This window comes from Promicromonospora aerolata, assembly GCF_042682255.1.
GTDB classification, from domain to species: Bacteria; Actinomycetota; Actinomycetes; order Actinomycetales; family Cellulomonadaceae; genus Promicromonospora; species Promicromonospora aerolata.
Genome location: NZ_JBHUHF010000001.1, coordinates 3708902 through 3732685, shown reverse-complemented (window position 1 = coordinate 3732685; position 23784 = coordinate 3708902). Strand labels below are relative to the sequence as shown.

The 23784-nt window shown below is 72.5% G+C and carries 21 protein-coding genes; 8 read left to right on the top strand and 13 right to left on the bottom strand.

The window, feature by feature from the left end:
* Positions 1–6 precede the first annotated feature (6 nt).
* Complete coding sequence (locus ACFSL2_RS16625) at positions 7–1995, top strand: penicillin-binding transpeptidase domain-containing protein (protein WP_377198901.1); 1989 nt, start codon at positions 7–9, stop codon at positions 1993–1995.
* Between the two features lie 93 nt (positions 1996–2088).
* Here the strand turns inward: ACFSL2_RS16625 and ACFSL2_RS16620 are convergent, their stop codons facing one another.
* The 6 genes from ACFSL2_RS16620 to ACFSL2_RS16595 all read right to left on the bottom strand — a co-directional run bounded on the left by ACFSL2_RS16620 (position 2089) and on the right by ACFSL2_RS16595 (position 7219).
* Positions 2089–2556, bottom strand: a complete 468-nt coding sequence (locus ACFSL2_RS16620; RefSeq protein WP_377198900.1) for a hypothetical protein — start codon at positions 2554–2556, stop codon at positions 2089–2091.
* 208 nt (positions 2557–2764) lie between these two features.
* Positions 2765–3169: an SHOCT domain-containing protein gene (locus ACFSL2_RS16615; protein ID WP_377198899.1), complete on the bottom strand. Its 405-nt coding sequence runs from the start codon at positions 3167–3169 to the stop codon at positions 2765–2767.
* Positions 3170–3400: 231 nt separating this feature from the next.
* Positions 3401–4087: a response regulator gene (locus ACFSL2_RS16610; RefSeq protein ID WP_377198898.1), complete on the bottom strand. Its 687-nt coding sequence runs from the start codon at positions 4085–4087 to the stop codon at positions 3401–3403.
* Positions 4084–5469, bottom strand: a complete 1386-nt coding sequence (locus ACFSL2_RS16605; protein WP_377198897.1) for a sensor histidine kinase — start codon at positions 5467–5469, stop codon at positions 4084–4086. Before ACFSL2_RS16605 ends, ACFSL2_RS16610 begins: the two co-directional genes overlap by 4 nt.
* A gap of 85 nt (positions 5470–5554) precedes the next feature.
* The gene (locus ACFSL2_RS16600) at positions 5555–6790 is read right to left on the bottom strand and encodes an amidohydrolase (protein WP_377198896.1); all 1236 of its coding nucleotides are present in this window, start codon (positions 6788–6790) and stop codon (positions 5555–5557) included.
* Between the two features lie 132 nt (positions 6791–6922).
* Positions 6923–7219: a DUF4287 domain-containing protein gene (locus ACFSL2_RS16595; RefSeq protein ID WP_377198895.1), complete on the bottom strand. Its 297-nt coding sequence runs from the start codon at positions 7217–7219 to the stop codon at positions 6923–6925.
* Between the two features lie 212 nt (positions 7220–7431).
* Between ACFSL2_RS16595 and ACFSL2_RS16590 the strand changes: the two genes are divergently transcribed.
* Complete coding sequence (locus ACFSL2_RS16590; RefSeq protein WP_377198894.1) at positions 7432–9504, top strand: NAD(+) synthase; 2073 nt, start codon at positions 7432–7434, stop codon at positions 9502–9504.
* 93 nt (positions 9505–9597) lie between these two features.
* Positions 9598–10356, top strand: coding sequence for a copper resistance CopC family protein (locus ACFSL2_RS16585; protein WP_377198893.1), 759 nt, complete (start codon positions 9598–9600; stop codon positions 10354–10356).
* 57 nt (positions 10357–10413) lie between these two features.
* On the opposite strand, the gene ACFSL2_RS16580 is transcribed toward ACFSL2_RS16585, so the two are convergent.
* Entirely contained in the window at positions 10414–11799 is a 1386-nt protein-coding gene (locus ACFSL2_RS16580; RefSeq protein WP_377198892.1) for an MFS transporter, read from the bottom strand.
* Positions 11800–12074: 275 nt separating this feature from the next.
* On the opposite strand from ACFSL2_RS16580, the gene ACFSL2_RS16575 reads away from it, so the two are divergent.
* Complete coding sequence (locus ACFSL2_RS16575) at positions 12075–12356, top strand: HU family DNA-binding protein (RefSeq protein WP_253872310.1); 282 nt, start codon at positions 12075–12077, stop codon at positions 12354–12356.
* Positions 12357–12424: 68 nt separating this feature from the next.
* Here the strand turns inward: ACFSL2_RS16575 and ACFSL2_RS16570 are convergent, their stop codons facing one another.
* The 3 genes from ACFSL2_RS16570 to ACFSL2_RS16560 form a co-directional block, all read right to left on the bottom strand.
* Positions 12425–15103, bottom strand: coding sequence for a flippase-like domain-containing protein (locus tag ACFSL2_RS16570; protein ID WP_377198891.1), 2679 nt, complete (start codon positions 15101–15103; stop codon positions 12425–12427).
* 107 nt (positions 15104–15210) lie between these two features.
* Positions 15211–15990 (bottom strand): CPBP family intramembrane glutamic endopeptidase, encoded by a 780-nt coding sequence (locus ACFSL2_RS16565; protein ID WP_377198890.1) that lies wholly within the window; start codon positions 15988–15990, stop codon positions 15211–15213.
* Between the two features lie 68 nt (positions 15991–16058).
* Positions 16059–17579, bottom strand: a complete 1521-nt coding sequence (locus tag ACFSL2_RS16560; protein ID WP_377198889.1) for a S10 family peptidase — start codon at positions 17577–17579, stop codon at positions 16059–16061.
* A gap of 187 nt (positions 17580–17766) precedes the next feature.
* Between ACFSL2_RS16560 and ACFSL2_RS16555 the strand changes: the two genes are divergently transcribed.
* Genes ACFSL2_RS16555 through ACFSL2_RS16540 form a run of 4 tightly spaced genes read left to right on the top strand, consistent with a single transcriptional unit; the run spans position 17767 to position 20531 of the window.
* Entirely contained in the window at positions 17767–18483 is a 717-nt protein-coding gene (locus ACFSL2_RS16555; RefSeq protein ID WP_377198888.1) for a hypothetical protein, read from the top strand.
* A complete protein-coding gene (locus ACFSL2_RS16550; protein ID WP_377198887.1) occupies positions 18467–18778 on the top strand; it encodes a transcriptional regulator in 312 nt (103 codons plus the stop codon). The genes ACFSL2_RS16555 and ACFSL2_RS16550 overlap by 17 nt, the downstream gene beginning before the upstream one ends.
* Positions 18775–19692, top strand: a complete 918-nt coding sequence (locus ACFSL2_RS16545) for an ABC transporter ATP-binding protein (protein WP_377198886.1) — start codon at positions 18775–18777, stop codon at positions 19690–19692. The genes ACFSL2_RS16550 and ACFSL2_RS16545 overlap by 4 nt, the downstream gene beginning before the upstream one ends.
* Complete coding sequence (locus ACFSL2_RS16540; RefSeq protein WP_377198885.1) at positions 19689–20531, top strand: ABC transporter permease; 843 nt, start codon at positions 19689–19691, stop codon at positions 20529–20531. Before ACFSL2_RS16545 ends, ACFSL2_RS16540 begins: the two co-directional genes overlap by 4 nt.
* Positions 20532–20534: 3 nt before the next feature.
* Here the strand turns inward: ACFSL2_RS16540 and ACFSL2_RS16535 are convergent, their stop codons facing one another.
* From ACFSL2_RS16535 to ACFSL2_RS16525, 3 genes are all read right to left on the bottom strand, one after another.
* On the bottom strand, positions 20535–22964 hold the full coding sequence (locus tag ACFSL2_RS16535) for a heavy metal translocating P-type ATPase (RefSeq protein ID WP_377198884.1): 2430 nt from the start codon (positions 22962–22964) through the stop codon (positions 20535–20537).
* 88 nt (positions 22965–23052) lie between these two features.
* Positions 23053–23361, bottom strand: coding sequence for a heavy-metal-associated domain-containing protein (locus tag ACFSL2_RS16530; RefSeq protein ID WP_377198883.1), 309 nt, complete (start codon positions 23359–23361; stop codon positions 23053–23055).
* A 31-nt stretch (positions 23362–23392) separates the two neighbouring features.
* The gene (locus ACFSL2_RS16525) at positions 23393–23761 is read right to left on the bottom strand and encodes a metal-sensitive transcriptional regulator (RefSeq protein ID WP_377198882.1); all 369 of its coding nucleotides are present in this window, start codon (positions 23759–23761) and stop codon (positions 23393–23395) included.
* Positions 23762–23784 lie beyond the last annotated feature (23 nt).

Below are 23784 nucleotides of genomic sequence, written 5' to 3'. Positions count from 1 at the left end.
GCGGCGGTGCCCCCGACAGCAGGACCGCCTGCCGCGCCGCCGGCTCCACCACGGAAAGGCCGCCCGGCGCTGATCGTCGGCATCGTCGTCGTGGTCCTGCTCGCCCTGGGCGCCGGTGCCTGGTTCCTGTTCCGGGAGCCGCCCGTTCCCGAACCGGAGGCTGCCGCAGCGGAGCTCGCGGCCGCGCTCGAGGCCGGCACGCCCGCGGAGGTCCCGCTCGCGCTGGAGACATCCGCGTCACCGGACGAGCAGTACGCCCGCGTGTTCGAGCAGCTCGTCGCCGCCGTCGGCGAGGACGCGGGGACCGTCACGGTGAAGAGCGTGACGCCGGTGGAGGAGGGCGCGGACGGCACGGCCACCGCCACGGCCACCCTGGCCTGGACCTGGCCCGTCGCGACGGAAGCCGCCTGGGAGTACGAGACGGTCGCGAAACTGACCTACCCCGGCCCGGTGGACGGCGAAGCCGGGGCCTGGGAGGCGACCTGGAACACAGGGGTGCTGGTCCCGGGACTGGAGCCGGGCGAGCGGCTTGCCGTCGACCGCACCGAACCGGCGCGCGGCGAGATCGTCACGACCAGCGGCGAGACGATCGTGGGCATGACGCCCGTGCACCACGTCGGCATCGACAAGACCCGGCCGGGCTGGGACACGGCAGCCTCCCAGCTCGGCGACGTGCTGGGCTTCGACCAGGAGACCACCGACGGCATCGCCGCCCAGGTCGACTCGGCCGGGGAGAAGGCGTTCGTCGAGGTCATCACCATCCGCGAGAACGACCCGGAGTACGACTTCGACGCCGCCATGGCGATCGACGGCGTCGTGGGGATCCCGGACGAGCTGCCGCTCGCCCGGGACCGGGACTTCGCGCGTGCCCTCCTCGGTACGGTCGGTGAGGCCACCGCCGAGATCGTCGAGGAGTCGGAAGGCACCATCAAGGCAGGCGACATGGTCGGCCTGTCCGGCCTGCAGGCCGCGCACGACGAACAGCTGCGCGGCGTACCGGGCCTCGCCGTGACCATCGAGCCCGCCGAGGGCGGCGAGGGCCGTGAGGCGTTCACCATCGACAAGAAGGATGGCGAGCCGGTAGCGGTCACGCTCGACCCCGCGACGCAGGTCCGCGCCGAGGCGGCACTGGCCGGCTTCGACAGCCTGGCGAGCGCCATCGTGGCGATCAAGCCGTCGACCGGTGCGGTGCTCGCCGCGGCATCCGGCCCCGGTTCCGAGGGGTACAACACCGCGGCGCTGGGCCAGTACCCGCCCGGGTCCACGTTCAAGATCGCGACGGCGCTCGCGATGCTTCGTTCGGGGATCACGCCGGAGACGCCGCTGCCCTGCACCGCGACGATCAACATCGAGGGCCGCGAGTTCCAGAACGTGCCGGGGTACCCCGAGCCCGCGATGGGGGACGCCGTGCCGTTCCGTACGGTGTTCGCGAACTCGTGCAACACGGGCTTCATCTCGCAGCACGAGAAGATCTCGCAGCAGCAGCTGCACGACGCCGCTGCGTCGCTCGGCCTGGGCGTGGAGCCCGCTGCCTTCGGGGCGGCGGCGGCGCTCGGCGACGTCCCGACGGAAGCGGCGGGCACCGAGCATGCCGCGTCGATGATCGGCCAGGGTCAGGTGCTGGCCACGCCGCTCGCGATGGCGACCGTCGCGGCGAGCGTGTCCGCGGGGCACACCGTCTCGCCGTGGCTGGTGGAGGCGTCGGGCGAGGAGGCGGCCGAGGCGCCGTCGGGCGATCTGACCGCTGACGAGGCGGCCACGCTGCGCGACCTGATGGGCGGTGTGGTCAGTGAGGGTTCGGCCAAGGCGCTGCAGGACGTGCCCGGGATCGTCGGGGCCAAGACGGGTACCGCGCAGTTCGGCGACGGGAGCAAGGCGCACGTCTGGATGCTCGCCATCGCGAACGACCTGGCGGCGGTCGTCTTCATCGAGGAGGGCGAGCTCGGTTCGACGACGGCCGGCCCGGTGATGCACGAGTTCCTCACGGGCAGCTGACCCGGGAGCTGCTCGCCACCGGTCGGGCGGGCCGCCGGTGGCCGGGCTCGTCGAGACCCGTCTCGACGAGCCCGGCCACCGGGCGCCGGGGCGTCAGCCCTTGAAGCCGGCGTCCTTGCACGTGCGCTCGTAGTCCTCGATGGCCTTCTCGACCGCCGTAGGGCGGGCGATGGAGCCGTCGAGCGCCTGGTCGAACGGCGCGCGCACCGCCTCGAGGTGGGCGATGCTGACCTCGTCCGACTTGCCGATCAGCAGGCCGAGGCTGCTGCTGATCTTGCTGACGACGCCGGTCAGATCCTCGTCGAGCGGAGCCTGGACGGCGGCCGCCGTCTCCGAGACCCTGGTGACGATCGCGCCGGTGAAGAACGCGTTGCACGACTCGACGAGGTCGTACTCGCCGGTGCTGACGGGGGAATCGACGACGGGCGAGGGTTCACTCTGCTGGAGGTCCTCGCCCGAGGGGCTGAAGTCGCTGGCCATGTCTTCGAGGGCGGCGCATCCGGACAGCAGGAGTGCACAGGTGACCAGTGCGGCCGTTGCCCAGTTCTTGCTGGTGCTCACGATCTACTTCCCTCACGTCATCGGGTCAGAAAAGTGCAATTCCGTCGCACTCGCCCGCGAGTCTAGCGGCACGGTCGCAACAGAGGGCCAATCGTTGCCGGCCCCGGCTCGCTCCCGCATCAGGCACCCGACCGCCGACGTGCCGGGCGCCCGGGCCACCGGAGTGGCCCGGGCGCCCGGCACCGTGCCGAGGACCGTCGAACGACCGTCAGCGGTCGCCCTCGGCGGGCGGCTCGTCCTGCGGTGTGGGGGCCGCGGGCGGCGCGTCGTGCGCCGTGGGGCCGGCGGTGGGGCCGGCACCCGGGTGGGCCGTCGGATAGGGGTCCGCCGACCGGAGCACGGCGAGGCGAGAGCGGTACTCGGCCTCGTCGATCTCCCCGCGGGCGAACCGGGTGCCGAGCAGCGTCACCGGATCGGTACCGGCCGCCGCGTGCGCCGCCCACGGGCCGCCCCATCCGCCCCGTGGCCCGCGGCGGGCACGCCGGGCGATCAGGACGATCACTGCCGCGAACAGCAGGAACCAGAGCAGCGGGATGATGAAGAAGAACGGGCCGGGTCCGTCCCAGCCCTCGTGGGGCCCGTTGGCGAGGACCTCCGTCGTCGCGGTGAGCATGTCGACCTCCAGCATTCGGTGCGGCCGGACGTTCCGGCACGGCACCAGGCTCCCGCCGTCCGCCGCCGTGGTCGTCGGCCCCGCGTACCTGCGTCCCTACCCCCGTGGTGCCGTATCCCGGCCTCCGGGCGGGTGCCTCGTTCCTCAGCCCCCACCCTGCGCTGCACCTCCGGCCCAGCTCAGCGGTTCCGGCTGGGCCTGCGGTTTCGCTCCGGGCGGGTGCCTCGTTCCTCAGCCCCCACCCTGCGCTGCACCTCCGGCCCAGCCGGGCCGGACGAGGCCCGCCTCGTACGCCAGCACCACGAGCTGAGCGCGGTCCCGTGAGCCGGTCTTCATGAGCACTCGCGAGACGTGGGTCTTCACCGTCGACTCCGAGAGGTACAGCCTGCGGGCGATCTCGTCGTTCGCCAGCCCTCCGGCGACCTCGATGAGCACCTCGCGCTCGCGCGGCGTGAGCTCCGCCAGCGCGGGCACCGGCCGCACGGTGCGCGTCGCCTCGGCGACCTTCGCCAGCAGGCGCCGTGTCACCGTGGGCGACAGGAGCGCGTTGCCCGACGCCGCCACCCGCACCGCACGGACGAGCTCCGCCGGTTCCGTGTCCTTGACCAGGAAGCCGGAGGCCCCGGCACGGATCGCCTCCGTGACGTACTCGTCGAGCTCGAACGTCGTCACGACCACGACGTGGACGTCGGCCGCACGCGGCTCGGCGATGATCCGCCGCGTCGCCTCGAGCCCGTCCAGTCCCGGCATCCTGATGTCCATGAGCACCACCTGGGGCAGGTGCTCGAGCGTGAGGGCGACGGCGTCGTCGCCGGTCGCGGCCTGAGCCACGACGCGCATGTCGTCCTCCGAGTCGATCAGCGCGCGGAAGCCACCACGCACCAGGGCCTGGTCGTCGGCGAGGAGGACATCGATCATGTGGGCTCTCCGGGCTCGGGTGGGCTTGCCGGCCGCGCGGCGGGATCGCCGTGGGCCGGCTCGGCCGGCGGTTGCGGTGCGACCGGGAGCGTAGCCCGGACCTCCCAGCCCGTGCCGTCCGGGCGCGGGCCCGCGGTGAGCGTGCCACCGGAACCCTCGACGCGTTCCCGCATCCCGAGCAGCCCGTAGCCCGGCTCGACGGGTTCGCCGGCGCCGCGTGCCTGGACGCCGTCGTCGGCCACCACGACCACCACACCCGCGTCGCGGGTGACGCGCAGGCTCACCCGGCGGGCCGACGGCGCGTGCCTGCGCACGTTGGTCAGTGACTCCTGCACCACGCGGTGCACGACGCCGGCGACGTGGTCGGGCAGTTCCCCGAGACCGGGGTCGAGCTCGACGGACACGTCGAGCCCGTCGGCGCGAGCCTGGTCGGCCAGCTGGCGCAGCCCGGTGAGGTCCCAGGTCGGCGCGAGCGGGACGGTCTCGTCGGCCACCGTGCCCGGAGCAGGCGTGACCGTCCCCTCGCGCACGATCCCCAGCACCGTCCGGACCTCGCTGAGCGCGTCCTTGCTGGTGTCGCGGATGTTGGTCAGCGCCTCGCGCGCCTGCCCGGGATTCTTCTCGAGCAGGTGCAGCCCCACGCCCGCCTGGACGTTGATGGCGGACAGGGAGTGGGCGAGCACGTCGTGCAGCTCGCGCGCGATCCGCAGCCGCTCTGAGGCGACGGCGGTGCGCTCGCGTTCCGCCGCGGTCGCCCGGGCCGCGGCGCGCGCCGCCGTCCGCCGTGCGATCCGGTCCCGTGCGGTGCTCGCGATCAGTAGCGCGACGGCGAGCCACGCGGCGCTCGCGATCATCGACTCGGGCGCGAGTAACCAGAAGCCGTCCCCGTCGCCCCAGCCGGCGTCAGGCCCCCACCGTCCGTGGGGCCGGTGCGACACGTCGGAGCGGAACCGCTCCACCCGCGGCGCGATCAGTGCGCCGGCGGTACCGACGCCACCGGCGAGCAGGGCGGCGCCCGACCACGCGATCAGGCGGGCCCGCCGTACCTCACCGCTGAGCATGACGCCCGCGAGCACGGCGACCGGCCCCAGGAAGACCGGGCCCCACGGGTGGCCGAGCAGCAGGAACGTGACGGTGGCCGCCACGGACAGGACGGTGGCGAGCGCGGGGCGGCGTGGCAGGAGGAACAGCAGTGCCGCCGGCGCGACCAGCAGCAGGAGCGTGCCGAGGAGGCCCGGTTCCGAGGCCCACGCCTGGCCGCGGGACGCGGCGATCGAACCCAGGTGGGTGACGACCGCCACGGTCACGGCGACGAACGCGCGCGGACGCGTTCGGTCGAACGGCCCGGAGGCGTCGTTCGGAGGTCGAGTGGTGCCCAGCATGCTCGCACGCTACGCCGGGTTGCGGTCCGCCACGTCGGTCTGCGGTGCCGGTGCGCGTCGTACCGAGGTACTGGGATGCGTCCGGTCAGGCGAAGCGAGCAGAGCGTTCCACCACGCGGCCCGCGCCACGGCCGCCGTCCGCGGCGGGGTCCCAGGCGTAGACCTCCGTGCCCGTGATGAAGACGCGCTCCGCACGCGCCGTGGTGTCGAGCGGGTCGCCCGACCAGAGCACGACGTCGCCGTCGAGCCCCTCCTTGATCGCGCCCACCTGTGCGTCCAGGCCGAGGAACGACGCCGGGTTGGTGGTGATGGCGGCCAGTGCGGTGGTCCAGGGCAGCCCGTCGCGGAGGGCGAACGTCGCCTGGTGCACCAGGAAGTTGATGGGGATGACGGGGTGGTCGGTGGTGATGGCGACACGGACGCCGGCGTCGGCCATCTTGACCAGGTTGAGGATCGACCGGTCGCGCAGCTCGACCTTGGAGCGGGACGTGAACATGGGGCCGTAGATGACCGGCACGTCCTTCTCGGCGAGGACGTCGGCGATCTTGTGGCCCTCGGTGCCGTGGTTGATGACCAGCCGGTAGCCGAACTCCTCCGACAGACGGATCGCCGTGGCGATGTCGTCGGCCCGGTGCGTGTGCTGGTCCCAGGCGAGCTCGCCGGCCAGCACGCGAGCGAGGGTCTCCTTGGCGAGGTCGCGCTCGAACGGCTTGCCCTCGGCCACTGCGGCGTCGCGCTTCGCGACGTAGTTCTGCGCGTCGACGAAGGCCTTGCGGATGACGTTGGCGACGCCCAGGCGGGTGGACGGCAGCTGGCCCTTGTCCCCGTAGACCCGCTTCGGGTTCTCGCCGAGGGCGGACTTCACCGACACGCTGTCGCTCACGAGCTGTTCGTCGACCGTGCGGCCGCCCCAGGTCTTGATCGCGACGGTCTGCCCGCCGATCGGGTTGCCCGAACCCGGCTTGATGACCGCCGTCGTCACGCCGCCGGCGAGAGCGTCGCGGAAGCCTTCCTCGTCCACCTGGATGGCGTCGAGCGCGCGCAGCGCGGAACCGTCGGGACCCGTCATCTCGTTGGTGTCGTTGCCGGCCCACCCCTCGCCCTCCTCGTGCACGCCGAGGTGGCCGTGGGCCTCGACGAAGCCCGGCAGGAGCCAGCGGCCCTGGGCGTCGATCGTCTCGACCCCCTCGGGGACGGCGACGTCCTGGCCGACGGCGGTGATCACGCCGTCGGTGATGAGCACTGTGCCGTTCTCGAGGGGTTCGGTGGCGACGGGAACCACGTGGGCGTTGACGATGGCGATGGTGGAGCGGGTTGTCATGGGTACATCATTACCTGGGCTAACGAGATCCCGGCAATGCGCTCGGTCAGGTCGAGCCGGGCAGGGCGACCCCGACACTCGACACGCCATCCTCGGCGTGTCGCAGGCATGGTGTTGGGGTCGACGGCTCGGTCAGCCCGGCGTGGCCGGGTTGGTGGCCTTGCCGTCGATCCACAGGGTGTCGGTCGCGTCGCGGTGCGTGCCCGACGAACCGACGTGCTTGGCGCTGATCTGCGGCCCCTTGGTGATGACATGGACCATGGCCATGCCGTGCCCGCGGCCCAGGCCGTAGTCCTCCTTGAGCCACTCGAGGATCGGTCCGGCCTTGGTGGACGCGTCGAACCCGCGTTCCTCGGCCAGCGTGATGAGCTCACGCGGGGTGTGCCCGGTCTTGTCCTCGACGGCGTCGAGGTAGGCCTGGAATGACATGGGACTTCCCTTCACATGGCGGTGCGGTGCCGGTCGGCACCGCGCTCTAGCAGGTCAGACGTCGGCGGATCGCGGAACTCATCGCTCCGTCCAGCCGCCGCGTCTCTACCCAGCGATTCCGCCCGAAGACCCCGGGGTGTTCGGGCGGAATCGCGGGGTAGAGACGCACCTCGCGACGCACCCCCTGCGAACGCATCCATAGACTCGACACCGTGGACTTCTACAACGCCTACGCCCAGGGGTTCGCCCGGGTCGCGGCCTGCACCATTCCCGTGGCCGTAGCCGACCCCGCGGCCAACGCCGCGGCGGTCCTGGACCAGGCCCGTCGCCTGCACGCCGACGGCGTCGCCGCCGCGGTGTTCCCCGAGCTCTGCCTGAGCGGCTACGCGATCGACGACCTCTTCATGCAGGACGTGCTGCTGGAGTCCGTGCTCGACGCGCTCGCCGACATCCGGCAGGCCACCCTCGAGCTCACCACGATGATCGTGGTGGGCGCGCCCCTGCTGGTCGGCAGCCGCCTGCTGAACACCGCCGTCGTGCTGCACCGCGGGCGGATCCTCGGCGTGGCGCCCAAGTCGTACCTGCCGAACTACCGCGAGTTCTACGAGAAGCGGCAGTTCGCCCCGGGCGACGAGCACCGCGGCACCCTCAGCCTGCTCGGCGAGGACGTGCCGATCGGCGCCGACCTGATCTTCCGGGCCGACGACGTCCCCGGACTCGCCGTCCACGTCGAGGTCTGCGAGGACATGTGGGTGCCCGTACCGCCGAGCGCCCTGGCTGCGCTCGCGGGCGCGACCGTGCTGCTGAACCTGTCGGCGAGCCCCGTGACCGTGGCGCGCGCCGAGGACCGCCGTCTGGTCGTGCGGAGCGGGAGCTACCGCTGCAGTGCCGCCTACGTCTACACGGCGGCGGGTCAGGGCGAGTCCAGCACCGACCTGTCCTGGGACGGCCAGACGATGGTCTACGAGGCCGGTGACCTGCTCGGCGAGACCGAGCGGTTCCCCGAGGGTGCCCGCGCGACCGTGGTGGACGTGGACCTGGACCGGCTGCGCCAGGAGCGCCTGCGACAGGGCACGTTCGACGACAACCGGCGGGGTCTCGGCATGGCCGCCACCGGTGCGGCGGACGGGGCCGGCGAGTTCCGGGAGATCACCTTCGGTGTCCAGCCGCCGTCGGGCGACATCGGCCTGCGGCGCAAGGTGGACCGCTTCCCGTTCGTGCCCGACGACGTCGACCGTCTGGCCCAGGACTGCTACGAGGCGTACAACATCCAGGTCACCGGGCTCGAGCAGCGCCTGCGTGCCATCGGACAGCCGAAGGTCGTGATCGGCGTCAGCGGCGGTCTGGACTCGACGCACGCGCTGATCGTCGCCGCCAAGGCGATGGACCGGCTGGGCCGGCCGCGCACCGACGTCCACGCGTTCACGATGCCGGGCTTCGCGACGGGCGCCGAGACCAAGGACCGGGCGGTCCGGCTCGCCGAGGCCCTGGGAGTGACGTTCCAGGAGCTCGACATCCGGCCCGCCGCCGAGCAGATGCTGCGTGACCTGGACCACCCGTTCTCCGACGGGATCAAGCAGTACGACGTGACCTTCGAGAACGTGCAGGCCGGCCTGCGCTACGACTACCTGTTCCGGCTCGCGAACCATCGTGGCGGGATCGTGCTCGGCACCGGTGACCTCTCGGAGCTGGCGCTCGGCTGGTGCACGTACGGCGTGGGCGACCAGATGTCGCACTACGCCGTGAACACCGGCGTGCCCAAGACACTGATCCAGCACCTCATCCGGTGGACGATCGACAGCGGCCAGTTCGCGCCCGAGGCGGACAGCCCGGTCAACGCCGTGCTGTCCGAGATCGTCGAGCAGGAGATCACGCCGGAGCTCATCCCGACCGAGGAGGGCGAGGTCCCGCAGTCCACGGAGGCGACCGTCGGCCCCTACGCGCTGCAGGACTTCACGCTGTTCCACGTGCTGCGCCGCGGCTACCGGCCGTCGAAGATCGCGTTCCTGGCCTGGCACGCATGGGCCGAGATCGATGCCGGCGACTGGCCGCCGGGTTTCCCGGCCGCGGGGCGCACCGCCTACGACCTGGCGACCGTGCGGCGCTGGCTCGACGTGTTCGTGCGCCGGTTCTTCGCCTCGCAGTTCAAGCGTTCGGCCCTCCCGAACGGGCCGAAGGTGTCCCCGGGCGGCACGATGTCGCCGCGTGGTGACTGGCGCATGCCCTCGGACGCGACGGCCGCCGCCTGGCTGGCGGAGCTGGAGAAGAACGTCCCGGAGGCCTGATTCCCTGCGCGGGTGCCGCCGGGCCGTTGCGCTCGTCGCGGACAGGCTGCCGCAACGGTCCGGTGCACATCCTGGGCGAGTAAGGTGCCCCACATGCCTGCTGTCTCCGTAGCCCTGGCTCGGCCCGGGAACCGTCGCCTCGTCCGCGTGATCACCGTGTTCGCAGCGGTCCTGACCTTTGTCGCGCTGCTGCTGGTGGGTGGCCCGGCGAGCGCGCACGACCAGCTCCTGTCGTCCGACCCCGAGGACGGCGCCACGCTCGACCAGCACCCGGCGAGCATCACGCTCACCTTCAGCTCGTCGCCCCTCGACACCGGCATCGAGGTGGCGCTGATGGGCCCCGACGGCACCACCACGAAGGGCCAGGACATCCAGGTCGACGACGAGGTGGTGACCGCCCGGCTGGACGGCGACCTGCCCGCGGGCGCCTACGACGTCGCGTGGCACGTGGTGTCCTCCGACGGGCATCCGATCGACGGTGAGTTCAGCTATGTGGTCGAGGAGGCCGCCGGGCCGAGCGAGACGCCGAGCGGCGAGCCCACTGCCGAGCCGACCGGCGCCGCCGCCGTTCCCACGCAGGAGACCGAGGCCCGTCCGCTGCCCGAGGGCGCGGAGGAGACCACCGCGCCGAGCGAGCTCGCCGGCGCGGGTGACGGTGCGGGGGCGAGCGGCCTGGCGATCACCGCCGGCGTCCTGGCGGCGGTGCTCGTGGTGCTCGGCGTCGTGGTGATGACCCGCCGCAAGATCCTCGAGAACGACAGGCTGCGCCAGGCCAACGAGGCCGACTCAGAGGGCCTGGACGGCGACAAGCTCAACGAGAACCCGGACGACAAGGACAAGCCGTCCAACTGAGGCGCGGACGGGGTGCGGGCGGTCCGCCCGCACCCGCCGGACCGGCCCGCACCCGGGCTAGGGCGCCGGGCGTGCCCGGACGGCGAGGATCACGGTCACCACGGCGGGTACCAGCAGGACGGCGCCTGCCGTGTTGACCGCCTGGAACCCGCCCCATGCGAGCAGCGGGCCGGCGAGGGCCGCGGCACCCGCACCGAAGTAGTTCATCAGCGCGTCCGTCGCGCCCTGCAGCGGGAGCTTGACGTGCGGCTCCGCCACGGACGCCAGCACCGCCGACGACGCGATCACGCACGCCGACCAGCCGAGCCCGAGCAGCACGAGCGCCGCCGCGGTGAGCACCTCCGTGTTGACCACCGGGACGGCGGCACCGTGCCCGGCGTGCGTCCCGGCCGCGGGCACCAGGGCTGCCGCGGTGAAGCCCAGGGCGACCGCCGCGCCCTGGAGCGCCATCCCGCCGACGGCGACGCGCAGCGGGCCGAACCGGTCGGCCAGCCAGCCGAACACCGGGCTGAACGCGAACATCCCCAGCACGTGCAGGCTGATCACGATGCCCACCAGCCGCAGCGACATCCCGCCGTGCTGCATGTGCACCGGCGTCATGACCATCACCATGATCATCACGCCGTGCGCCACGGCGGTGGTCACCACGGCGAACCGCGCCCGGGGGTGGGCCCAGGCCCACCGGAGCGCGGCGAGGGCCCCCGTCCGCCGGGGCTCGGCGGGCCGCGGCTGCCCGACGGCGGTGGTGGCGCTCGCCACGGCGGCACTCCCCACCGGGTCGCGGTACAGGGCGACGAGGAGCAGTCCGGCCAGGAGGTACGCGACGATCGAGAACAGGTACGGCCCGCCCAGGTCGGGGACGCCGAACCCGCTGCCCAGCGCCGCGCCGGGCGCCGCGAGGTTGGGCCCCACCACCGAGCCGACGGTCGTCGACCAGAGGACGATCGACATGGTCCTGGCGCGGGTGCCGGAACCGACGTTGTCGGCGGCCGCGTAGCGGGACTGCAGGTTGGTCGCGTTCGCCACGCCGTAGAGCGTGAGGCCCACCAGCAGCACGACGAACTGACCGAGGACGGCCGCCGACACGATGAGCAGTGCGCCGACCGTGGAGAGGCCGTACCCGAGGGACAGCGCCCAGCGCCGTCCGCGGACCTGAGCGAGGGTCGCGAGCGGGATCGACGCGATCGCGGCGGCGAGCACGCCGACGGCCTGGGAGAGGCCCGCCATGGACGTGCCGCCCAGGCGCTCGGCGAGCAGCGCGCCGACGGCGGCGCCGGACGCGACACCGACACCGGCGAGCAGGTTGCTGAAGACGAGCACGACCAGGTTGCGGCGCGCGTGCGGCAGCTTTTCGGGCACCGGAGCGGCCGGTTCAGCGGCGGTCCCGGTGGTGTCCACGGCGCCCGCAACGGTGGCTGGGACCTCGGACGGCGGTTTCTCCACGATTTCCTCTCATTGGCGTAGCACCTACCGGAACGGTAGACCGCTATGGGTTGCGGAAGTCATCGGATAATGCGAGGTGACACTGCCTCAGGAGCCTCTGCACCGTCGTCGTCCACAGGCTCGTACACAGGTTCGCGTCCTCTGAGAGCAGAAAGTTACCCACGACTCGCCGTAGAAGTGCCCGTTCTCCGCGAATTCCTGCCGATCTGCTGGCAGTATGGGGCCTCGTCGTCGGGCGGGTACCGCCGCACGACGTGACCGAAGAAGGGAACCGCATGTCGCTCAACAAGTCCGAGCTCGTCTCGGCCATCGCCAACAAGGCTGAGATCAACAAGACCGAGGCCGAGGCCGCGCTCAACGCCTTCCAGGAGGTTCTGATCGAGTCGCTCGCCAAGGGCGAGGCCGTCAAGGTGACGGGCTTCCTCTCGGCCGAGCGCGTCGAGCGTGCCGCCCGCACGGGTCGCAACCCGCGCACCGGCGAGGAGATCCAGATCCCGGCGAACTTCGGTGTCAAGATCAGCGCCGGCTCGCTGCTGAAGAAGGCCGTCGCGAAGTGACGCTTCGCCGCTGATTTCTACAGCGACGCGAAGGCCCGGCTCCCGCAGGGGGCCGGGCCTTCGCATGTTCAGAGATCGCCCTTGCGCTCGAGGTACCGCATGGCCACCCAGCCCAGCGGCACCCGGCCCCAGTAGGTGCACAGGCGGTACAGGATGGTCACCGAGAACGCGATGGTCGCGGGGATGCCGGCGGCCGACAGGCCGGCCGTCAGGGCGCCCTCGACACCACCCAGGCCACCGGGCGTCGGGATGAGTGCGCCGAGCGCGTTGCCCACGAGGTTGACGAGGGCGATGTCGACCAGGGAGAGCGACTCCCCGAACGCCGCGAGGCAGCACCACAGGGCGACGATGTAGCCGAGCGTCATGATGAGGTTCCCCGCCACCCCGAGCGCCAGCCGGCCCGGGTGGCTCAGCATCTGCGCGAGCCGCGGCCACACCTGCCGGATCCGCGGCCGCACGTACCCCATGCCCCACCGCCGCACGGGCGGCACCAGGAGCGTCGCGACGACCGCGAGCGCGACACCGGCCAGCGTGATCAGCACGGCGGGTGACGGCAGCTCCACGAGCGCCCCGGACCCGGTGAAGATCGACAGGGCCACGAGCAGCAGCACGGTGACGACGAACTGCGACACCTGTACCAGCGCGACGGTGGCGACCGCCATCGACATCGAGACGCCGCGCTGGGTCAGCAGCCGCAGGTTGAGCGCGGCCGGGCCGATCCCGGCGGGAGCTGCCAGTGCGACGAACGAACCGGCGGCGGCGGTGAGCGTGGCCCGCCCGATCGGCACGCGGGCCGGGGAGAACGCGACGAGCGTGAGACCGGCCCCGAGCCAGGTGAGGATGGCCAGCGCGAAGGCCAGCGCGATCCACCACGGGTTCGCCTCGCGCACTGCTTGGGCGATCTCGTCGAAGTTGATGGTGGTGACGATCACGGCGATCGCGATGATCATCAGCGTCGTGGTGAGCACCGTGCGGGCACTGAACCGGGAGATGCGCTGCGGCTGCACGCTGGCCTCGGGCAGGCGTTCGACGAGGGCGTCGCGCAGCTCCCCCAGGAGGCCCTTCGAGCGTCGCACCTCCTCGCGCGTGGTGCGGGGCAGGGCGATCGACTGGATGAGGGGTCCGATGGCGGCGATGTCGGCGTCGGGCAGGGCGCGGACCGCGGAGGCGACGGCGCGGCGTGGCCCGACCCGCAGGCCGAGGAGCGCGAGCATCTGCACGAGGTCGAGCCGGCGGGACAGCGGCGACGAGGCGATGTCGCCCTGCTCCCAGCCGGTGATCCACACGTGCGCGCCACCACCGCCCCGCGCGGGGCTCCCGCCGGCCGGGGGCTGCTCCGGGGAGCCTGCCGGGACGGGGTCACGGTGCGTGAGCAGGACGTCCTGGGTGAGGGCGCGGTGCGTGAGCCCCACGGCGTGGGCCCGGCCGAGCTGTTCCCAAGCCTCGGCGAGGAGGTCGTCGTGCACCTCGTCGTCGGGCAGGTCGCGGAGCGAGACGGCGGGGGAGGCGTGCTCGAGGACCAGCGCTATCGAGTCGCCGAACTCGCCGATGCCGAGCAGCCGTGGGGTGCGTACCCCGGCGGCGGTGGCCGCGTAGGACAGCAGGGCGGTGCGCTCGGCGACCGCCTTGAGCGAGATGGCGGCACGGCCTTCGATGCCCCGTAGGCGCAGGGCTCGCCACAGGCGCGTGATGAGGCCGACGACCTGGCGGTCGCCGTCGAGCACGACGACGTCGCGGCGTACACCGTCCTCGCAGTCCAGGGCGTACACCCGATGGTCGCCGGCGCGGCTGAGGGCGATCGCTACGGCGTCGTCGGCCGTGGCCTCCGGCGGGGCGCCTGGCTTGGCGTCCTGCGGGGCGGCCAAGGGGCCGGCGTCGGCGGGGGCGCGGGTGCCGCCGTCGGGTGCCGTGTCCCCGGGGGTCGCGCCGTCGGCGTCCGGTTCACCGGTGTGTGCAGCCGGGGAGTGCACCCGGACGAGCGACGTCGGCCGGTAGCCGGCGCGGCGCACGGCGGCCACCAGCTCGGCCCCGTAGGCACGCTCGCTACGGGTGCCGGACACGTACTGCACGGACGAGCCGGCGAGCCGGCCGAGCAGCAGCGCGACGAGCACCCCCGGCAGAGACACCTGCCCGGTGATCAGCACGATCAGCAGGGCCGCGAACAGGAGGTTCCACGAGATGCGGACGGTACGGCGCCGGGTCGCGGGCCCCGCGACGGTGAGCAGCGCGGTCACGGCGACGGCGTACTCCGGGATGGTCAGCACGTACCCGGTGCCGCGCTCCCACACCGACAGGCCCCGTACGAGCTCGTCGGAGCCGAAGTGGAACACGAGCACCGTGGTGAGCACGCCGATGAGCAGGCCGAGCACCGCGGCGACGATGGACTCGACGATCTGCCGGCCCAGGCGGCGGACCCCCAGCTCGATGAGCACGGCGACCGGGGCGAACAGGCTGACCAGACCCTGCAGCACGGCGACGGGGATGAACAGGATGGTCGCCAACAGGTCGTTGAAGCCCCGGACGTCCTCGGTGACGCCCTCGGTGGTGCCGTGCGCGACGACGGACAGGATCATGACGCCGGCGATGCCGAGCGCGCACGCGACCATCCAGACCAGCGCGCGGGGGTGCCGCACCCGCTCCTCCGGCGAGTCGACGACGCGGACGAGGCCGGGCTCGGCGGGCGCTGTCTGGGGTGCGTCGGACGGTTCGGCACCGGCATCAGCGCGGCCGGTGCGCGAGGTGGACATGTTCCGGATTCTAGGGGCGTTGGCCAGCACATGACCGGAGGGTCGAGGGTGACGCCCGTTATATCCGGGTCAGGTCGCGGGCGCCCCTTGGGTCTGCCGCACCGCGCTCACCGGATCCCCAGTGCCTCGCGCCATTCCGCCGGCACCAGCGCGTAGCCGACGAAGGCCACCACGTCGAGCAGCGTGTGGGCGACGATCAGCGGTATGACGCGGCGCCGTCCCTCGGCCTGGAACCTCGGTGAGGTGTAGAACCACGAGAAGACGACGCCCATGACCACGTTCCCCAGGAACGGCCCGATGCCCTGGTACAGGTGGTACGACCCGCGCAGGAGCGAGCTGGCCACGATGAACTTCACCCGGTTCCAGCCGAGCTGCCGGGTACGTTCGTAGAGGTAGCCCACGGCGATCACCTCTTCGACCACGCCGTTCTGGAACGCGCTGAGCAGGAGCACCGGGACGGTCCACCAGTGGACGTCCAGGGCGCTGGCCTGCACCTCGACGGTGATGCCGAGCGCCCGACCGAGGGCGTAGAACGCGAGGCCCGGGATGCCGATCGCGGCAGCGAGGACCACGCCCCACCCGAGGTCGCGGCCGGGCCGGCTACCGTCCAGGCCGAGGCTGCGGACGGCGCTGCGGCCCTGCCCGCTGAGCAGGTACAGGGCCAGCGCCACCGGGACCAGGGCGAACCCGATGCTCAGCAGCTGGTACACGAGGTCCAGGTACGGGCGCTCGGACTGGCTCGCGTTGAGCGTGGCGGTCTGCTCGGCCAGCGGCGTGCCGGCGGTGAGCCGGGCCGCGATATTGACGAGGGCGTACACCGCGGACTGGCCCAGGCTGAGCCCGAGCACGATCCACACCTCGGCGGCGACGCGACGGTTGGAGGACACGGCCCGTTTATAGCAGCCGCCGCTGAGCACGGGCCGCACCTGCGCTCAGCGGCGGCCGGGGAGCCGGGTCAGTGGCGGTGGGACGTACGACGCACGAAGTCCGCGAGGTCGGCCGCCTGCGCGGTCCGCGACTCCGGGTGGACGTACATCATGTGTCCGGCCGGGTACACCCGCGTCTCGATGCGGTCGCGGTAGGACGCCGGGATCGCCATCTGGTCGAGGCTGTACTCGATCGCCTCGACGGGGACACCGCCGTCGTACCGGCCCATGGCGATGTGGACCCGCAGGTGCGGGTTGATGATCATCGCGGTGGCGAGCTTGTCGGCGACGTCGACGGCCTGGCCCTCGAACTCCTTGTAGGACCACGGGTGCACGTGGCGGGACAGCACCTCGTAGACCGCGTCGTGCTCGTACCCGAGCTCGCCCCGCAGGTAGTGGTGCAGCGCCGCCGTGTACGGCCCGGCGATGGCGGTCATGAACGGGTCGTACGGCATCTGCTCGTGGATGTAGTGGTCGGCAGGCCCGGTGAACCGGGTGTCGAGGCGGCCCGTCACGAGGCGGCGCGAGCGCAGCAGCTCCGCGTAGACGCGGGTGTGCTCGAGCCGCAGGTTGGCCCGGTCGACGTAGTCCTCGCTCAGCCCGGTCAGCGAGGCGATCTTCGTGACGGCGGCGGCGCGCTCGTCGTCGGGCACGCGGGCTCCGCGGGCCAGGACGGAGGCGTAGGTGCCGGCCCAGTCCCGGGCCTCCGCCACCACGTCGTCCAGCGTCCGGTCGCCGAGCAGGCCGTGGTACTGCGCCGTCGCGGCGTAGAGCGGCAGGAACAGCGGGTGCGGCAGGTTGGAGTGCTCGCCGTCGAACAGCGCCTCCAGGTTCAGTGCGGGTGCCACCAGCATGACGCCGTTGAAGAACATGCCGAAGCGCTGCTGCAGGTACTCGGCGAGGGCCGCGCCGCGGGTTCCGCCGTACGACTCGCCGATCAGGTACTTGGGGCTCATCCACCGGTCGTTGCGGCTGGTCCACAGGCGGATGATCTCGCCGACGGACTCCAGGTCGCCCGTGAACCCGTGGAACGGCTTCGCCTGCTCGCCCTCGGTGGCGCGGGAGAAGCCCGTGGAGACGGGGTCGATGAACACGAGGTCGGAGACGTGCAGCAGGGTCTCCAGGTTGTCGACCAGGCCGTACGGGGGCGGGGTGAGGTCGTCGACGTCACCCGAGTCGACCCGGCGCGGGCCGAGCAGACCCAGGTGCAGCCACACCGACGACGATCCCGGGCCGCCGTTGAACGCGAACGTCACGGGGCGGCGCGTCACGTCGATGTCGGAGTCGCCCGGACCCGTCGACGAGTCGAGCGTGTAGTAGGTGATCGAGACCTCGGCCTTCGCCTTGCGGCCGTCGTACTTGTCCTCGGTCAGGACCTCCTGGCGCAGCACGACCCGGCCGGTCGTGGCCGTGTAGGCGAGGTCACCCTGCGGGGTGTGCAGGGTGTGGCTCGTGGTCACCAGGTCGTCGGCGGGCTCGGGCCGCTTCGGCTCCTTCGGGGCCGTCGGCGTCGCTGCGTCGGTCTGCGTCGTCTTCTCGTCGTCCGTCACGCGGGGAACCTACCCCGACCGGTGCGGCCGTCTCCAGGGCGAATCCGTTCGGCAGTTCGTCAGGAGGTCGGCAGCTCGGGCTACCGATCTCCTGACATCCTGCCGACCACACCGGAACTTCCTTGCATTCTCCTGGCGTGCACGGCAAAGTAGTTTGCAGTACAAACCAAACGACGAGGTGGGGACGATGACGGACGACAACCCGGCGGGCGAGCGGGCTCCAGCAGGTGGCGACCCCGAGACCGTGCCCGACGGCGAGCTGGGCCCCGCGGAGACGCTCCGGATGATCCGGCAGCAGCAGGAGGCGGCCCGGGACGCCACGGAGCCCGACGGCCGCCTGTTGTTCGCGGCCTGGGGACTCGCGTGGCTGATCGGGTACCTGACTATGTGGATCACAGCCCGCGACACGGGCACCCCTGAACGCTGGGCCGGGTGGGTGCTCGGCGGCTGCATCGTCGGCGCGATGGCGTTCACCATCGTGCACAGCATCGCGCGGACCGCCGGCACCCGCGGAGCGAGCGCCCGCACCGGCGCCCTGTACGGGTGGACCTGGTTCCTGGCGTTCACGACCTTCGGGGTGCTCCTCGGTGCCCTGGGCGACGCCGGCGCGTCCTCCGAGGTGATGGCGATCGCCGCCAACGGCGTCGCCTGCCTCATCGTCGGTCTCATGTACATCGCCGGCGGCCTCCTCTTCGAGGAGAACCGGATGTACGCCGTCGGCGCGTGGATGCTGGTCACCGCCTGTCTCGCGGCGCTCGCCGGGATGCCGAACACCTACCTCGTGATGGCCGTGGCGGGCGGTGGCGGGTTCCTCACCATGGTCGTGGTGGAGCAGGTCATCCGCACCCGCCGTCGGTCGCCCCGAACCGCCGCACGGCCGCAGGGCGGTGTACGGAGTGCCTGACGAGCTCGACCCCGTGATCCACGCCCCGGCCCGGCTGCGGGTGGTGGCGGCGCTCGCGGCGCTGGGCCGCGGCGACGAGGTGGCCTTCCCGAAGCTGCGCAAGCTGCTCGACATGACCGCCGGAAACCTGTCGACCCACCTGCGCAAGCTGGAGGACGCCGGGTACGTGCGGGTCACCAAGACGCACGAGGGCAGGATGCCCGCGACGTACCTCGCCCTCACCGATACCGGCCGCACCGCGTTCGCGGACTACCAGGCGGCACTGATGGACCTGCTGAAGGGAGCACACGGATGAGCGCGGTAGAGGTCAGGGGCGTGACACGGCGCTTCGGCGACGTCGTCGCCCTCGACGACGTCTCGGTGGAGGTGGGGCACGGCGAGCTGGTGGGCATGCTCGGCCCCAACGGGGCCGGCAAGTCCACGCTGCTGTCGCTGGTCAGCGGCCAGCGACGGCCCGACTCCGGTGCCGTGCGCCTCGGCGGTCGCGACCCGCGCGACCCCCGGGCGCGCACCGTGCTCGGCCTCACCCCGCAGGAGACAGGGCTGCCCCCGACGCTGCGGGTGCGCGAGGTGGTCGACTTCGTGGGCGGCCACTATCCCGACCCGGTGCCGACGGCCGAGCTGCTGGAGCAGTTCGGGCTTGCCGACCTGGGCAGACGCCAGACCGGCTCGCTGTCCGGCGGGCAGAAGCGCCGGCTCGCCGTCGCGCTGTCGCTCGTGGGCCGGCCGAGCGTCGTGCTGCTCGACGAGCCGACGACCGGGCTCGACGTGTCCGGCCGCACCGCACTGTGGGACGCCATCCGCGAGTACCACGCCGGCGGCGGCACCGTGCTGCTCACCTCGCACTACCTGGAGGAGGTACAGGCCCTCGCCGAACGCGTGGTCGTGATCGACCACGGCAAGGTGCTCGCTGACGACTCGCTGACGGCCGTCCTGAACCGCGTGGGCATGCGCAGGGTGCAGCTGACCACCCGCGGGGCCGACGTGCCGGGTGCCCCGGCCACCCGGACGACCTCGACGCCGGACGGGTGGGTGCGGCAGGAACACCTCGTCCCCGACTCGGACGCCTTCGTGCGTGACCTCGTCACGTCCGGCGCCGAGTTCCGCGACCTGGAGATCCAGGGCGCGTCGCTGGAGGAGGCGTTCGGGCAGCTCGTCGGCCACGAGGGCACGGCCACGACCACGGCCACGGAAGGAGCAGGCCGATGAGCGAGGCGACCAGCACGACCACCACCGCACGGACGGAGCGAGCGGTCACCGACCCGCCCGCTGGACCGGCCGCCGGCGGGTACACCCGGCCCTTCCTCACCCTCTCCTGGCTCCACCTGAAGTACCAGTTCCTGGAGACCGTCCGGATCCCCATCGCGGTGCTCGGGAACATGCTGTTCCCTGCACTGTCCATGTTCTTCTTCGTCGTGCCGCAGCCCGTGGTCGCGGACAACCCCGAGTTCGCGACCACCGCCGTCGCCGGCCTCAGCCTGTTCGCGGTGTGCTCAGCGAGCCTGTTCACGTACGGGCTCGGCGTGGCCGAGGACCGCCAGCTGCCGTTCTACCCGTTCCTCCGGTCGCTGCCCGCCGGGCCCGGACCCCAGATGGTGGCGCGTGTGCTGAACGGCGGGATCTTCTCGCTGTTCGGCCTCCTGCCGCTGATCCTCATCGCCTGGCTGTTCACGGCGGCCACCGTGACGCCGGCGCAGCTCCTCGCGGGCATCGGGACCATCCTCGCCGTCTCCGCACCGTTCGTGCTGCTGGGCATGGCCATCGGATACGCGCTGTCGGCCAAGGCCGCCCTGCCCGTGGTGCAGGTCGTCCTGTTCCCGATGGCCTTCGCGGGTGGACTGTTCCTGCCGCCCCAGATGTTCCCCGGCTGGCTGAACACGATCTCGCAGCTCACGCCCGCCCGCGCCGGCCGTGACCTGCTGGTCCAGGCCACCACGGGGGCGGAGGCCTACGCCCTGGCCCTCCCGATCCTGGCCGGCTGGACCGTGCTGTTCGCCGTGCTGGCCGTGGCGGCCTACCGCAACGACGAGGGCCGCCGCTTCCGCTGAGGGTCAGAGCGTGTTGCGGAGGCGGAGGGAGTTCGTCACCACCAGGAGGCTGCTCGCCGCCATCGCCCCGCCCGCGATCATCGGGCTGAGCAGGCCGGCCGCCGCCAGCGGGATCGCCGCGACGTTGTACGCGAACGCCCAGAACAGGTTCTGCTTGATGACCCGCAGAGTCTTCCGGGACAGGCGCACGGCGCTCGCGGCGGCCCGCAGGTCACCGCGGACCAGCGTGATATCGCTCGCCTCGATGGCGACATCGGTGCCGGTGCCCATCGCCAGACCGAGGTCGGCGGTGGCGAGGGCGGCGGCGTCGTTCACACCGTCGCCCACCATCGCCACCGTGTGCCCCTCCGCCTGGAGCCGAGCGACCACGGAGGCCTTGTCGGCGGGCAGCACCCGGGCGATGACGTCGGCGACGGGGATGCCGACGGCCAGTGCGGCCACGCGGGCAGCCCCCGGGGAGTCCCCGGTGAGCAGGTAGGGGCGCAGGCCGAGCTCCTGGAGCTCGGCCACCGCACGGGCCGACGTCGGCTTGGCCGGGTCCCGCAGCGCGATCACCCCGCCGGCGGTGCCGTTCCAGGCCACGGCCACGGCCGTGGCTCCCGCCTCCTCCTGCTGCGCGACGGCGGTGCGTACCTCCTCCGGGACCGTCACACCCTGTTCCGCGAGCCAGACGGGCCGGCCCACCAGGACGCGGCGCGTGTTCAGCGCACCGCCCGGTGCGAGCCCGGAGTGTGAGCGGCGCACCAGGCCCTCGACCCCGCCGCCCGCGTGCGCGACGAAGCCCATGACCTCCAGTGGGGACTCGGTGTCCGGCTCGGCGGCCGCGCGCCCCGCCGCGGTGATCGCCTGCGCGATCGGGTGCTCGCTCAGCGACTCGACGGCGGCGGCGTACCGGAGCACGTCGGGCGCGTCGGTGAGGTGGTTGGCGTCGTCGGCGGTGTCGACCGCCTCGGCGGGTGGTCGCACGCCCGGCTGCTGCCGGGTGCCGGTGCCCCACACGTCGACCACGCGCATGCGGCCCTCGGTCACGGTGCCGGTCTTGTCCAGCACCACGGTGTCGACGCGCCGCGTGCTCTCCAGGATCTCCGGCCCCCGGATCAGCACGCCGAGCTGGGCGCCGCGGCCCGTGCCGACCAGGATCGCGGTGGGGGTGGCCAGTCCGAGCGCACAGGGGCACGCGATGATCAGCACGGCGACGGCGGCGGTGAACGCGGCCTCGGCGTCGCCGGTCACGGTGAGCCAGGCCGCCAGGGTGAGCACGGCCAGCACCAGCACCACCGGTACGAAGACCGCCGAGATCCGGTCCGCGAGCCGGGCAACGGGCGCCTTGCCGGTCTGGGCCTGAGCGACGAGCCGCCCGATCCGGGACAGCATCGTGTCCTCGCCCACCCGCGTGGCACGCACCAGCAGGTGCCCGGAGGTGCTCACCGTGCCGCCCACGACATCGTCGCCGGGCGCCACGTCGACCGGCACCGGTTCGCCGGTCACGAGGGAGCTGTCGAGGGCGGTGGCACCCTCCACCACGGTGCCGTCCGTGGCGACCGTACCGCCGGGGCGCACCGCGAACACGTCCCCCACCTGGAGGGCGGCGATGGGCACCGCGGTGGTGCGCCACCCACCGTCGGGCAGGTGCAGCGGGGTGCCGTCCGGGCCGAGCGCGATGCGCTCCGCGTCCTTGGCGCCGAGGTTGAGGAGGGCGCGCAGCGCATCGCCCGCGCGGCGCCGTGACCGGTGCTCGGCGTACCTGCCGGCCAGCAGGAACGTGGTGACCACGGCGCCGACCTCGAAGTAGAGGCCGGGCCCCGGACCGGCGTCCGCGGGCCGGACCAGGTCGGCGACCAGGATCCACAGCGACCACAGGGTCGCCGCGAGCACACCGATCGACACCAGGGTGTCCATCGTGGAGCTCCCGTGCCGCGCGGCGCGCGCGGCGGCGGTGTGGAACGGCCAGGCACCCCAGGTGACGACGGGCAGCGCCAGGGCGGCGACCAGCCACTCGCTGCCCGGGAAGAACAACGCCGGGATCATCGACAGCAGGAGCACCGGTGCCGTCAGCACCGCGGAGACCCGCAGACGGCGCAGCAGGTCGGCACCGCGGTACTCGGCACCGACGGCCGCACCGGGGGCGCCGCCGCCCTGGGCCTCGGTTCCCGGTGCGGCGTCCGCACCGAGTGCCCGGTCCCCGTCCGAGGTCCGCCGCCGTGTCACGCGCGCCTCGTACCCGGCCGACTCGACGGCACCGACCAGGTCCTGGTCGGTGACCTGTGTCGAGAGCACGACGTGCGCGGACTCCAGCGGCAGGTTGACGGTGGCGGCCACCCCGTCGAGCCGGTTGAGCTTGCGCTCGACCCGGGCCACGCACGAGGCGCACGTCATCCCGGACACGGCGAGCTCTACCTCGCCGACGGGATGCTCTACCTCTGCGGTGGTCACGGACTCTCCTCGAAGCTGGTCGGTGCTACCCAGCGGAGGTCCTCCACCGGCCTGGCGATGTGCGGGGCGGCGGGCGCCGCCCCCGCGATCAGGACGAGACGATGGGCAGCGTCCGGTTCGCCTGGCGGGCGGGGGCCTGAGCGGCGGACTCGGCGGCGACCGCGTTCTCGAGCACGTCGACGTCGGTCACGTCGTAGCCCGCCTCGTCCACGGCGTCCCGCAGGGGAGCCTCGGCGAGCGGCAGCTTGGAGATCACGCGCACCAGCGAGGTCTCGCCGGCGTGCAGCTCGACGCTGACGTCCTGGACGTCCGGCACCTCCTTGAGCTCGTTGGTCACGGCGGACACGCAGTGCCCGCAGGTCATTCCGGTCACGGCCAGCTTGGTCACGGTGGTCATGGCATCTCCTCTGTTCGCGGCGGGTGGGGCTTCACATGCGGACGAGGCGGGCGATCGCCTCCGAGGCTTCCCTCACCTTGGCGGCGCCCCCGTCGTCGGACGCCTTGGCCGCGTCCACCACGCAGTGCCCCAGGTGGTCCTCGACGAGCGCGAGACTCACGGCCTGCAGGGCCTTGGTCACCGCGCTGACCTGGGTGAGCACGTCGATGCAGTACTCGTCCTCGTCGATCATGCGCGCGATGCCGCGCACCTGCCCCTCGATCCGGCGCATCCGCTTGAGGTACGCGGGCTTGTCGGACGTGTAGCCGTGCGGACCCTCGTGCGAGCCGTCCGCGTCGTGGTGGTCGTGGTGCCCGACGGCGACCGCTGCCGCCTCGGTGGTCTCCGTCGCCTCGGTCATCTCTCCATCACATACCCCTCCGG

Coding starts and splice junctions, on each gene's coding strand:
- ACFSL2_RS16615 (WP_377198899.1), bottom strand. CDS start 3,169: ATGCTCACCGCGACGACGGAGGTCCTCGCCAACGGGCCCCACGAGGGC.
- ACFSL2_RS16610 (WP_377198898.1), bottom strand. CDS start 4,087: ATGATCGATGTCCTCCTCGCCGACGACCAGGCCCTGGTGCGTGGTGGC.
- ACFSL2_RS16605 (WP_377198897.1), bottom strand. CDS start 5,469: ATGCTGGGCACCACTCGACCTCCGAACGACGCCTCCGGGCCGTTCGAC.
- ACFSL2_RS16600 (WP_377198896.1), bottom strand. CDS start 6,790: ATGACAACCCGCTCCACCATCGCCATCGTCAACGCCCACGTGGTTCCC.
- ACFSL2_RS16595 (WP_377198895.1), bottom strand. CDS start 7,219: ATGTCATTCCAGGCCTACCTCGACGCCGTCGAGGACAAGACCGGGCAC.
- ACFSL2_RS16585 (WP_377198893.1), top strand. CDS start 9,598: ATGCCTGCTGTCTCCGTAGCCCTGGCTCGGCCCGGGAACCGTCGCCTC.
- ACFSL2_RS16575 (WP_253872310.1), top strand. CDS start 12,075: ATGTCGCTCAACAAGTCCGAGCTCGTCTCGGCCATCGCCAACAAGGCT.
- ACFSL2_RS16570 (WP_377198891.1), bottom strand. CDS start 15,103: ATGTCCACCTCGCGCACCGGCCGCGCTGATGCCGGTGCCGAACCGTCC.
- ACFSL2_RS16555 (WP_377198888.1), top strand. CDS start 17,767: ATGACGGACGACAACCCGGCGGGCGAGCGGGCTCCAGCAGGTGGCGAC.
- ACFSL2_RS16545 (WP_377198886.1), top strand. CDS start 18,775: ATGAGCGCGGTAGAGGTCAGGGGCGTGACACGGCGCTTCGGCGACGTC.
- ACFSL2_RS16540 (WP_377198885.1), top strand. CDS start 19,689: ATGAGCGAGGCGACCAGCACGACCACCACCGCACGGACGGAGCGAGCG.
- ACFSL2_RS16530 (WP_377198883.1), bottom strand. CDS start 23,361: ATGACCACCGTGACCAAGCTGGCCGTGACCGGAATGACCTGCGGGCAC.
- ACFSL2_RS16525 (WP_377198882.1), bottom strand. CDS start 23,761: ATGACCGAGGCGACGGAGACCACCGAGGCGGCAGCGGTCGCCGTCGGG.